At 34.5% G+C, this 11359-nt stretch carries 12 protein-coding genes; all 12 read left to right on the top strand.

What is annotated here, in order from left to right:
• The first annotated feature begins 78 nt into the window (after positions 1-78).
• The 12 genes from FC24_RS11835 (at position 79) to FC24_RS10310 (ending at position 11328) form a co-directional block, all read left to right on the top strand.
• Entirely contained in the window at positions 79-732 is a 654-nt protein-coding gene (locus FC24_RS11835; RefSeq protein ID WP_235807406.1) for an MFS transporter, read from the top strand.
• Entirely contained in the window at positions 720-1304 is a 585-nt protein-coding gene (locus FC24_RS11830; protein ID WP_235807405.1) for an MFS transporter, read from the top strand. The genes FC24_RS11835 and FC24_RS11830 overlap by 13 nt, the downstream gene beginning before the upstream one ends.
• A 377-nt stretch (positions 1305-1681) precedes the next feature.
• Positions 1682-2545 (top strand): acyl-CoA dehydrogenase family protein, encoded by an 864-nt coding sequence (locus tag FC24_RS10350; protein ID WP_202813624.1) that lies wholly within the window; start codon positions 1682-1684, stop codon positions 2543-2545.
• A 20-nt stretch (positions 2546-2565) separates the two neighbouring features.
• On the top strand, positions 2566-2871 hold the full coding sequence (locus FC24_RS11715) for an acyl-CoA dehydrogenase family protein (protein WP_235807404.1): 306 nt from the start codon (positions 2566-2568) through the stop codon (positions 2869-2871).
• Positions 2872-2947: 76 nt separating this feature from the next.
• Positions 2948-4171, top strand: coding sequence for a CaiB/BaiF CoA transferase family protein (locus FC24_RS10345; RefSeq protein ID WP_057874786.1), 1224 nt, complete (start codon positions 2948-2950; stop codon positions 4169-4171).
• Positions 4172-4214: 43 nt separating this feature from the next.
• The gene (locus tag FC24_RS10340; RefSeq protein WP_057874785.1) at positions 4215-5357 is read left to right on the top strand and encodes an acyl-CoA dehydrogenase family protein; all 1143 of its coding nucleotides are present in this window, start codon (positions 4215-4217) and stop codon (positions 5355-5357) included.
• Between the two features lie 27 nt (positions 5358-5384).
• Entirely contained in the window at positions 5385-6155 is a 771-nt protein-coding gene (locus FC24_RS10335) for an electron transfer flavoprotein subunit beta/FixA family protein (RefSeq protein ID WP_057874784.1), read from the top strand.
• Between the two features lie 15 nt (positions 6156-6170).
• The gene (locus FC24_RS10330; RefSeq protein ID WP_057874783.1) at positions 6171-7109 is read left to right on the top strand and encodes an electron transfer flavoprotein subunit alpha/FixB family protein; all 939 of its coding nucleotides are present in this window, start codon (positions 6171-6173) and stop codon (positions 7107-7109) included.
• 19 nt (positions 7110-7128) lie between these two features.
• Positions 7129-8655, top strand: coding sequence for an AMP-binding protein (locus tag FC24_RS10325; protein ID WP_057874782.1), 1527 nt, complete (start codon positions 7129-7131; stop codon positions 8653-8655).
• Between the two features lie 33 nt (positions 8656-8688).
• On the top strand, positions 8689-9201 hold the full coding sequence (locus FC24_RS10320; RefSeq protein ID WP_057874781.1) for a hypothetical protein: 513 nt from the start codon (positions 8689-8691) through the stop codon (positions 9199-9201).
• Positions 9202-9220: 19 nt separating this feature from the next.
• Entirely contained in the window at positions 9221-10612 is a 1392-nt protein-coding gene (locus FC24_RS10315) for an FAD-binding oxidoreductase (RefSeq protein WP_057874780.1), read from the top strand.
• 41 nt (positions 10613-10653) lie between these two features.
• On the top strand, positions 10654-11328 hold the full coding sequence (locus FC24_RS10310; RefSeq protein WP_057874779.1) for an MFS transporter: 675 nt from the start codon (positions 10654-10656) through the stop codon (positions 11326-11328).
• Positions 11329-11359 lie beyond the last annotated feature (31 nt).

Below are 11359 nucleotides of genomic sequence, written 5' to 3'. Positions count from 1 at the left end.
AACAATTAGTAACGATAATAAAAACAAGGTAAATTAGGGTACGTTTGACAGTACCTGATTTTAAGTGAGGGATTAATAATGAATAAAAATAATGAACTAGCGCCAAAACCGCATTATTTTATGTCTGCTATCGGTATTTATATTTGTTACGCCATTTTAAGCATGGCACAAATTATTATTTCACAGTATAGTTCTTTCTTTCAAAATTCATGGCAAACCAATCTACATGGTGTATCAACTGTCATTTCAATGATGGGGATTGGTAGACTATTGACAATCCTTTTTGCTGGTTTTTTATCAGATCGTTTTGGACGTAAACCAATTTTATTGGTGGGAATGAGTTGCACGGTTATTTTTTTCCTTGGTTTAATTTTAAGTAGGAATGTTGTAGCCGCTGCTGTATTTTCGTTATTTCTCGGGTTTACGAATTCCTTCGGTGATGCCGCTGCTTACCCAGCATTATCTGAAGCATTTCCGGAAAAATCAGCTAGTATGAGTTCTTTGGTTAAAGCAGCCATGTCATTAGCACAATTTGTTTTGCCATTTATTGTTGCGGCTTTACCTAATGCACATATGACATTATGGCTTTTGATCATTGCAATTGTTGTAGATATTGTAATTGTGTTGTTTAGCCGCTTTGCACCGCAGGATAAACAGGAAAAATCATCTGAAAAAACTAGTGTTGCCGACAGTGAACTTCAAGAAAAAATGGTGCAGCGATGCCTAATATGATGATTGACGGTCTTGCGTTGATTATCTTAGGGTTCACAATTTCATTTACTTTTTATGTTTATACGCAATATATTCCTAATTTTGGGATTTCCGTACTTGGATTAAGTGAAAATGTAGCGAAAACTCTAATGTCTTGGTATGCCGTTTTCTCTTTGGTTTCGGTTTTTGTGACGACAATTTTAGTGACTAAAATTAAACCGATTCTACTAGTTATTATTTATCCCTTAATTTCATTAATCTTTTTGGTCATTTTAGTTATAAAACCCAGCCCATTGTTAGCAAAAATAACTAGTGCTGTTATTGGCTTTTTTGCAGCTGGTGGTGTTTGGCAATTAGGATTAGCAGTATTAACACAATACTTTCCCACAGAGAAGGGTCGCGTGACTGGTTATTATAGTTTTGCAGCAGCTTTGACTTATTTTGTCGGACCGTTTGTTTCTAGTTTTATCATTAACGATACTGCAACAAGTGTATTAAAAGTTTTTTGGTTAGACATTGTTTTTACAGCAATTGGTGTTTTTTTAGCAGTATTTGTTGAAGCGAGAAATAAAAAATATCACTTTTTCTCTTAAGAAATAAATACGCTTAATGTTTAATAAAACGTACTTTGAAAAATGGTACGTAAAAATCAGCGAACGATTTCAATTTTGAAATCGTTCGCTTTTTTTAGTTATAGAAATTTGAATAATATTGATAAAAAATAGGCTTCATTTTTAAATTTCAGTACTCTGTAAGTCTGAGATTATCACATTATTTCTTTTATGAATACTTAATATAGTTAAACAGTATTTGAATCTAATTATAAGTCCGGATAATCTAAAAGTGTGGGATGGAAACGATTTCTTAGTTAAGTAGGATTTTATGAGTTTTAGTACTGGTTAAATGGTTGAAGGATTTTGGACAAATACTTTTTTGTAGCTGAGATAGTTATTTAATTGGAGGGTTTTAAATGATAAAAAAAGTTCAATTGACACCGGGCAAAAAAATGACAGATGAACAATTTGAAAATTATTTAGAACAAATTAAAGCATTAACTGAAGGTCCATTTGATGAAATGCAAAAAGAAGTAGAGGTCACTAACAAATTTCCTGAAAAATTTTTCCGATTAGCAATTGATAATGACCTGTATCGGTTTGCTTTACCGTTAGAATATGGTGGCTTTGGTTTAACGCAAAAGCAAATTTTCCAAGTACAAGAAATGTTTAGTCGTGGACCTGGAGGTATGCGGATGCATTTACATCACGCTGCAGATTTGAACTGGCGTATTATGGATGAATTTGGTAATGAAGATCTTAAAAAGAAAGTACTTCCTAAGGTTCAAGATAAAACTATTTTTACAAATTTTGCATTGACAGAAGAGGCCGGTGGTACTGGTGCTGACGTGCATACAACGGCTATTGAACAAGACGATTGCTACTTATTGAATGGTGAAAAAACACTGATTTCACACACTGATTGTAGCGATGCAACTTATGTGATTGCCGTAACTGATCCAGATAAAACCGGGGACGATCGTTTAAGTGCTTTTTGGGTACCAGTTGACTTACCGGGGTATGAAATTGTTCCAATGCCACATATGATGGGATGTCGTGGTGCTGGTCATGCTGGTTTACGCTTTACAAATGTTAAAGTACCAAAAGCTTATCTTTTAGGAAAACGTGGTGAAGGATTACATGTTGCTATTTCATCATTATCTATTTCTAGAGCACACATTGCCGACAGTAATCTTGGAATGAGCCAGCGAATGTTAGAAATGTCTATTGCACGTGCTAAGGATCGTGTAACATTAAACCACTTGTTAAAAGACAGATGATCCAACAGCAAATAGCTGATATGGGAACAGAGATCTTTGCCCTACGTGCCATGTTATATGATTTAGCAGATCAATACGATAAAGGAATCGATATTGAAGAAAAAGCAGCTATGTGTAAATTACAAAGTATTAATACGGTTAAGCTTGTGTCTGATTATATGCTAGAGACATTTGGGGGAATTGGTTATTTTGAGGATAACCCTTATGGTCCAGTTGAACGTCTGTATCGAGATTGCCGTGCAATGTGGCTTGAGGAAGGTCCACGTTCAGTTCAAAGAGTAACGGCAGCACGTAAACTTATTCTAGATGATGGTGTAATCAAATAAGCTTAATTAGTACTGAGGTCGATGCAGCATTTTTAATAATTAAGCTGTTATCGACCTTTTTAGGAGGAAAGCTATTATGAATAATATTTTGGAAGGTGTGAAGGTCATTGATATGACCACTTTTCTAGCAGCGCCTACTGTTGCTAGGGTATTAGGAGAATGGGGTGCGGATGTTATTAAAATTGAATCTCCTAAGGGTGATCCTGGCCGGACACAGGGTGCTGTTTTTAATATGCATTATGCCGATGACGAAAATTTGGGATTTGATATTTCAAATATGAATAAACGTTTCGTTACATTGAATACTAAAAGTTCTCAGGGACAGGAAATTATGTCTCAATTGCTGGGTGATGCCAACGTTTTTTTGACTAATATTCGAACTAAATCTTTGGCAAAAATGGGATTAGATTACGAAACATTACATCAAAAATTTCCAGAATTAATCTTTGCACAAGTATTGGGCTATGGTGAAAATGGGGATAAATCAGATGCTGCTGGCTTTGATGCTACTTGCTATATGGCAAGAGGTGGTATTTTAGGAACGACAATGGAAAAAGATGAAACCCCAATGAACCCATCAAATGGTTACGGTGATTTTCAAGTCTCTATGTGTTTAGTTGCTGGAATTTGTGGTGCTTTAATAAAGCAATTTAATCGCGGTGAAGGTGAGAAAGTTACGGTTAGTTTACATCATGCAGCAATATTTATGCAAAATGTTGCTATGGTGTCAGCACAGTATGGTAATGAGTATCCGAAAACAAGAAAAGCAATTGCAAATCCTTTTAACAACACTTATAAAACAAAAGATAATCGTTGGTTAGTTATGTGTGTGCCGGTATATGATCGTGACTATAACAAAGTAATGACCGTTTTAGGGAGAAGAGATCTGGTTGATGATCCAAAATATAACCAGATTGATAATGTTAATCAACAGCAATTAAATCAAGAATTTATTGATATTTTGGGTAATGCGTTTAAAAAGCATGATTTAAATTACTGGGTAAAAGCATTCTCTGAAAATGACTTGCCATTAGAAGCATGCTTAACACCAAATGAAATTTATAAGGATGAGGAAGCACTTAAAAATGATGAATTACGTCAAATGAAATTCCCCTCAGGCAATAGAAGATTCATTCCAACCAATCCAATTCGATTTGCATCTCAAGGGCAACCAAATTTAAATGTTTCTAAGGCTCAAGGAACGGATACGAGTCAAGTATTACAGGAATTAGGTTATACAAAAGGAGAAATAGCACAGTTATATCAAGACGGCGTTGTTGGATTAAAAAGTCATATTTAAAGATTATTTAGATATAACTTAGTCTAAGAAATGAGTGATAATAATGGCTTTACAATATACGGAAGAACAGCAGGAATTTATTCGTTTAGTTCGTGAGTTTGCAGAAACTGAACTTGAGCCACACGTTAAGCAATGGGATAAAGAAGGTAGCTGCCCTAAAACTGCTTTTAATAAAGCATTTGAAATTGGGCTTCATCAACTTGAAATTCCTGAGGAATATGGTGGCTTAGGACTATCATACGAAACTACTGCAATGGTTTTTGAAGAGTTAGCAAAATATGATGCAGGCTATGCAATTACGTTAGTTTCAACATTTGTTGCTTTAAGATCGGTCATTCTGAGTGGTAATAAAAAGATGGCAAAATATTTTTCCAACATAATTGTGCCAGGAAAGTTTGCAGCTTTTGCATTAAGTGAGGCAAATGCAGGCTCTGATGCAGGTGCTGTTGCAGCAAGTGCGCGGAAAAAAGATGACGAATATATTTTAAACGGCGAAAAAGTATTTGTTACAAATGGGAATTTAGCTGATGTTTATATTGCAATTTTTAGGACTTCAGATGATGGCAATCGTGGACTAAGTGCTTTTCTTGTTGAACACGACTGCCCAGGTATTACGGTGGGTAAGCATGAAGAAAAAATGGGTTTGCGCTTATCAGATACTAGTACGGTGAACTTTTCAGATGTTCATATTCCTTTAGATCACCGAATTGGAGAAGAAGGAGAAGGGTTTAAGCTTGCGCTAAATTCTTTAAATTTGTCACGCGCATTTGTTGCAACATTAGCTGTGGGAATCATGCAACGAGCTTTAGATGAATCTGTTAAGTATGCAACTGTCCGGCAGCAATTTAATCGACCGATTTATAAATTTCAAGCGGTTCAGGAGATGTTGGCAGATATAGCAATGCAGACAGAAGCAGCACGTTTAATGGTAAATAACACCATGAAAATGATGGATAAAGGATTATCTGTAAGAAAAGAAGGTGCAATGACTAAGGCATTTGTTTCTGATCTTGCACAAAAAGCAACATCAAATGCAGTCCAGATTTTTGGGGGTTATGGTGTTTCTTGTGATTATCCAGTTGAAAAATTATTGCGCGATATTAAAGTTTTTCAAATTTTCGAAGGAACAAATCAGATTCAAAGAATAACGATTGCAAATGAATTAGTGAAGACAAATAAACATTAGACACTTAAATAGTTAGGAAGAATATTTATGAATATCGTTGTTTATATAAAAGCAATTATTGATCCTGACAATGCGCAAGACTGTTTGTCGAATAAAAGTAATAAAGGTTCTGTAATATTGAATCCCTACGACAAATATGCAATTGAAACTGCCTTACAGTTGCGGGAAAAGTACAAAGGAAATGTAACTGCAGTCTCTCTTGGTACAAAGACTGAGACGGAAAAAGTACTGCGTGAAGCATTATCTTTGGGTGTAGATTCTGCCATTACTGCTTTAGATGATAAATTTTCTGAAATAAACGCCTACTCACCTTCCCTAGGTTATATTTTGGGCAATTTACCTATACAAAAAGCTGATTATTACATTGTCGGTAGAGAGGCAGCGGATGATAATCAAGCGGTTGTCGGAGCAGGTATTGCTGCTGCTCTGGGGACTGATTTTGTTGATAATGTGGATGAAATTAAAACGCAAGACAATGAACAACTAACTTTGGTTTCACGTTGGGATCAAAGTGAACTTTCAGCGACATACACACAGAAACCGTTGGTAATTTCAGTTACCGACACAATTAATACACCACGATTGCCTAGCTTTAAAACCAAGATACAAGCTAGAAAAGCAGAAATAAAAGAAATAACAGTTAAACAACCAAAACAATTTGAAGTAAAACAATTAGGGAATACAAAATTAGCTTTACCGGAATTGAAAAAGAAAACCGCTGTTATTTTTAATTTAGATGAAGATGAAAATGCAGTAAACGAATTATTTACTAAACTACAACAACAAAATATTTTGTAAAGGAGGAGTTGAAAGATGAATAAACAGGTCATTTATCTTTGTGCTGTGGGAAGTGAAAATGATTGTGCAAAGCTGCAGTACGCAGCGCAATCTAATTTCCCAGATTATGAAATTCATGTAGTGATTGTATCAACTAGTGATAAAGAAATAAAAAGTTCATTTGCTAATGCGACCATATTGTCAATCGACAATGTAAATGCACCAGAACCAAATTTAATTGCACAAGCATTGTATCAATATTTTAAAAATATAATTAATCCGATCATTTTATTCTCCAGCAATCGCTTTATTAATGGCATTGCAGCACGTTTAAGTGCATTATTAAATTCATTGATTGTTACTGGTGTTAATGATCTTGAACATAGTGATGATCAATTAAAATTAATAAAAAAAGCTTATTCAGGAGCATTAAATCGAACGACTATTACAGACCTAAATGAAACAATGATTATTACAATGAATACGTCAGATGATAAACATACGAGTGTTGATAAATTGGAAGCTACAGATATTAAGCACATTCAATTAAATTTGAATAATGTCAAAAATATTTGCTTTAATAACTTATCAGATGAAGAAGAAATCAATCTCAATGACGCTAATGTTGTTGTTGCTGGTGGCCGTGGATTAAAAAATAGTGACCAGTTTGAATTATTAAAAGCATTAGCAAGTAATCTAGATGCTGCTGTTGGGGCTTCAAGACCGGTAGTTGATTCAGGCTGGGCGAATAATTCAATGATGATTGGACAGTCTGGTAAAACAGTTTCTCCTGAAGTTTATTTTGCGATTGGTATTTCGGGCACAATACAACATACCACAGGAATGGAAGATTCTAAATGTGTAATTGCAGTCAATACAGATAAAAATGCACCGATTTTTAAATTAGCAGATTATGGTGTTATTGGTGATGCGCAAAAAGTTGTTAAAGCATTAATCAAAAAAACAGCTAAATAGTTATTGTGGGGGTGTCAACATGATTGAGCAGTATCCCCTAATGGCAAATGCAGCTACTTCAACATTAGATAATATTTGGGAAAAACGTTGTGCAGCTTCACCTGACCATGTTTTTTTAATAGAAAAAAATAAAAAAATAACCTACGCGCAACTAGATTGCCAATGTATTAGAATAATTAATCTTTTTCAACAACATAATATTGAAAAGAAAGAATTAGTAGTTGTACAACTACCAATTAATGTGTTAAATGTTGAAATTTTAATTTCTTGTTTTAAATTGAATATTGTTGCCATACCTTTAAGCATGCATGTAGATAAGCAAGAGTTTGAGCGTGTTTTGGAATTAATGCAACCTAAATTAGTGATTTTATCCAATAAGCAGCTTAATTATGTGTTGAATAAGAAAAACACAAAATATGAAGCAATATCCTCTTTAGATGCTTCGGTAAGTTGCTTTCGCCTGAAAGAGCAACACAATCCAGCAAAGTTACCAGCAGATATTGCTGCAATATTATTAACGTCTGGCACAACTGGATCTCCTAAAGGAGTGATGCTTTCACACCGAAATATTCTTTACAGCGAAATTTATTTTTCTAAGGAATATCACATTACCAACAAAGATATTTTGTTATTAGCTCTGCCGCTTAATCATGCGATTGGGTTTCATCATGGTATTGTTACAACTATCTTAACAGGCAGTACATGTGTTTTATTTGATGAATATTGCCCACAAGACTGCTTTGATATTATAAACAAGCATCATTGTACGTACATGCTTGCTGTTCCAACGATCGTATATGACCTTTTTTCAACCATACCAGCAAAACATTATCTTAAAAAGATTATCTGTGGAGGTTCGCCAATACCTTGGCAGCTTCAAAAAGAAGCAATAATCAAACAGGTACCCGTTTACAATGTTTTCGGAGCCACAGAATGTGTTCCTTTTGCGTGTACTGATCCTAAATATTACCAACAAAAGAACTGGTTGACAGATGCTACCTTCCCAATTCCAGGTGTTGATATTCAAATCATTAATTCGAATGGTAAAGAAATTAAAGATACCTATCAGTCTGGTGAAATAATTGTAAAAGGCCCGGTTGTTTTTCAAGGATATTTTCGTGATGTTAAAGCAACTGAAGTCGCTTTAGATAAGCAAAATTGGTTTCACACTGGCGATTTAGGACATTATAATTCTGATTTTGCTCTTAAAGTAGATGGGCGTATTAGCGATATTATTTTGCGTGGTGGTGAAAAAATAGCATCGCAAAAAATTGAAAAGCAAGTTATGGCGAACCAGAAAGTTCAACAAGCTGCAGCAGTAGGAATCGCTGATAAAAGACTTGGAGAGCGAATTGGAATTTGTATTGTTTTAAAAGATAGAAATCAGGTGATTACTTTGAAAGAGTTAATTGATTTCTTAAAAAAACAGCATGTTTTGAAAAAATATTGGCCAGAGCAACTTTTTATCTATCAATCTTTTCCAACGACAGATTCAGGAAAAGTAAAAAAGACAATTATGAAACAACAGATTAACAGTAGTAAGTAACTTAATTAGCTAAGTTTTACCGAGGTGTGTTGAATGACAAGAGAAAGATTAAGTATCACTAGATCTCAGGCAACACGCAGACCAGAAATCATTCGTCCCGTACCACACTTTTATGAATTTAATAATAAACAGATTTTGGCCACTTTAAAGAATACAACTGATGAAATGCCAGCCGGAATACGAGAAATAAAAGTTGTATTGGATGGTAAAGATCCACGTATTCCAAAATATAAAATAATTGGTGGATTTGATCAAAATTGCGTTCAAATTTTATTACCTGAAAAATTACTTAAATCAGATCATCATCAGATTGAGTGGGTTTGCTTATTAACTTTTACTGGTTTTCAATTTAAATATGTTTATAAAAATTCGAAAAACAAATTATTGTTTGCTTTGGCTGATGAAGATGCTTACTGTTATTGTGACAGCGACCCTTGTGCAGAATGTCGTTTTAAATGTAAAAATGGATTTTCTGTTTTTGCATATTGGCGTGATGAGGGAATTTTTGGAAAAAGTATCTCACCGTTTAGAAAGCTGACAATTTAGATTGTGGAGGTATTCGAAAATGGATGAAACAACAAAAGAAAATTTTTTAAAAGCACTTACTAAAGTTATTCCACCGGATCGTTTATATACTGAAGATGAAATATCGGATGATTATGGGCATGACGAAATTAATACAATATTTCATTTGCCGGAGTTTGCGGTAAAACCAATGACGACTAAAGAAGTTGCAACAGTTATGCAGTGTGCAAATGAAAACAATATTTCAGTAGTAGTAAGAGGAGCAGGAACCGGGTTGGTGGGTGGTGCAATTCCGACGACAGGTGGGCTTTTGCTGGACCTTTCGGGTATGAATGAAATCAAACAATTAGACACAGATAATTTAACGTTAACTGTGGAACCTGGGGCATTATTAACTGACATTAAACAATATACAGAAACACGTGGTTTCTTTTATCCACCAGATCCCGGTGAAAAAACAGCAACTATTGGCGGTAATATTTCAACTAATGCCGGTGGTATGCGTGCAATTAAATATGGTGTCACTCGTGATTATGTACGTGGCTTAACAGTCGTTACAGCTCTAGGAAATGTGATGCACCTAGGTGGTAAATTTGTTAAAAATAGTTCAGGTTTTGATTTGAAAGATATGATAATTGGTTCTGAAGGAACGCTTGGCGTTATCACTGAGATAACGTTAAAAATAATTATTAAGCCTGAGGTTACAATGAGTTTACTAGTTCCCTTTCCTAACTTTAAGGACGCTATTAAAGCAGTACCCAATATACTACGTTCAGGGATCACACCAACTGCCGTAGAATTTTTTGAGCAGAATGTAATCAAATATTGGGAAAGTTTTTCTCAGAAAATTTTTCCAGAAGATGGACATCAGGCTTATCTATTACTATCGTTTGATGGTCAAAAAGAAGCGCAAATTGAAGATGATTACGAAAAGATTGCAGAGCTTTGCTTGGAACATGGGGCTGAAGATGTTTATGTTTTAGATGACGTTAAACAGCAAGAAGAAATTTGGTCAGCACGGGGAGCATTCTTAGAAGCCATCAAAGATTCAACTACAGAAATGGATGAAGTAGATATTGTTGTTCCAAGAAGTGAAATTGTAAGTTTTGTTCAGTATGTTCATCAAATAGCGACAACTGAGAATATTCGCATTCCAGGTTTTGGCCATGCTGGGGATGGTAATTTACATTTTTATGTGTGTCGTGATGACTATGATCAAAAAACATGGCAGGAGAAATTAACTAAAGTATTTGATGCATTGTATCAGGAGAGCAAAACACTTGGCGGACAAGTATCTGGTGAGCATGGAATTGGTATCGCAAAAAAAGTTTATTTAAGAAAGTCATTAGATGAAGTTACCTATACGGCTATGAAAAAGATTAAACAAGTATTTGATCCAAATAACATTTTAAATCCAGACAAAATTTTATAGTGTTGTAATGAGTACTGTGCGGATTTTATAAAGGGGGAATAATGTTACTAGTACACAACAATAAAATTGTAAAAACGATTAGTTTATACATTAATTATTTAGTTCATGGTATGGCAATTGTTATTCTTGCCCAAAACATGTCAGCGTTAAGTGAGCAATGGCATGTGAATGATGCTGGTGTTTCGTTTGTTATTTCATCATTAGGTATTGGCCGATTATTGGTACTATATATTTCTGGTATACTTTCAGATCGATATGGACGCAAGATCTTTATACAATTGGGTATTTTAACTTATATTCCGTTTTTTATAGGTATTGTTTTAAGTCCTAACATTTATGTTGCTTATGTTTGTGGTGTATTGGCTGGTGCAGCTAACTCATTTCTTGATTCGGGAACGTATCCAGCTTTGATGGAACTATATCCTAATGATGCAACAACTGCAAATGTATTAATTAAAGCATTTGCCTCAGTTGGGGAATTATTACTACCTATTTTGGTAACAGTAATTGAATTTTATAAAATTTGGTTTGGCTGGTCTTTTGTCTTATGTACCGCTATTTTTGCTTTAAATTTTTTATTAATTTCACGGCAGAAATTTCCAAAAGGTTCAGGTAAGTTACAAGATAAGGCCGGGAAAAGTCAGAAAATCAGACTTACTTTTAGAGAAAAGATTAATGCAGTCGCTTTAACCGGTAGCGTCAAGAATCTTGTGTAAATGAAATGCCTTCGTACATATAATATGTATC

It is taken from the genome of Loigolactobacillus rennini DSM 20253, assembly GCF_001436505.1.
GTDB classification, from domain to species: Bacteria; Bacillota; Bacilli; order Lactobacillales; family Lactobacillaceae; genus Loigolactobacillus; species Loigolactobacillus rennini.
This window is presented reverse-complemented; position numbering and strand designations above follow the sequence as displayed.

Coding starts and splice junctions, on each gene's coding strand:
- FC24_RS11835 (WP_235807406.1), top strand. CDS start 79: ATGAATAAAAATAATGAACTAGCGCCAAAACCGCATTATTTTATGTCT.
- FC24_RS11830 (WP_235807405.1), top strand. CDS start 720: ATGCCTAATATGATGATTGACGGTCTTGCGTTGATTATCTTAGGGTTC.
- FC24_RS10350 (WP_202813624.1), top strand. CDS start 1,682: ATGATAAAAAAAGTTCAATTGACACCGGGCAAAAAAATGACAGATGAA.
- FC24_RS11715 (WP_235807404.1), top strand. CDS start 2,566: ATGGGAACAGAGATCTTTGCCCTACGTGCCATGTTATATGATTTAGCA.
- FC24_RS10345 (WP_057874786.1), top strand. CDS start 2,948: ATGAATAATATTTTGGAAGGTGTGAAGGTCATTGATATGACCACTTTT.
- FC24_RS10340 (WP_057874785.1), top strand. CDS start 4,215: ATGGCTTTACAATATACGGAAGAACAGCAGGAATTTATTCGTTTAGTT.
- FC24_RS10335 (WP_057874784.1), top strand. CDS start 5,385: ATGAATATCGTTGTTTATATAAAAGCAATTATTGATCCTGACAATGCG.
- FC24_RS10330 (WP_057874783.1), top strand. CDS start 6,171: ATGAATAAACAGGTCATTTATCTTTGTGCTGTGGGAAGTGAAAATGAT.
- FC24_RS10325 (WP_057874782.1), top strand. CDS start 7,129: ATGATTGAGCAGTATCCCCTAATGGCAAATGCAGCTACTTCAACATTA.
- FC24_RS10320 (WP_057874781.1), top strand. CDS start 8,689: ATGACAAGAGAAAGATTAAGTATCACTAGATCTCAGGCAACACGCAGA.
- FC24_RS10315 (WP_057874780.1), top strand. CDS start 9,221: ATGGATGAAACAACAAAAGAAAATTTTTTAAAAGCACTTACTAAAGTT.
- FC24_RS10310 (WP_057874779.1), top strand. CDS start 10,654: ATGTTACTAGTACACAACAATAAAATTGTAAAAACGATTAGTTTATAC.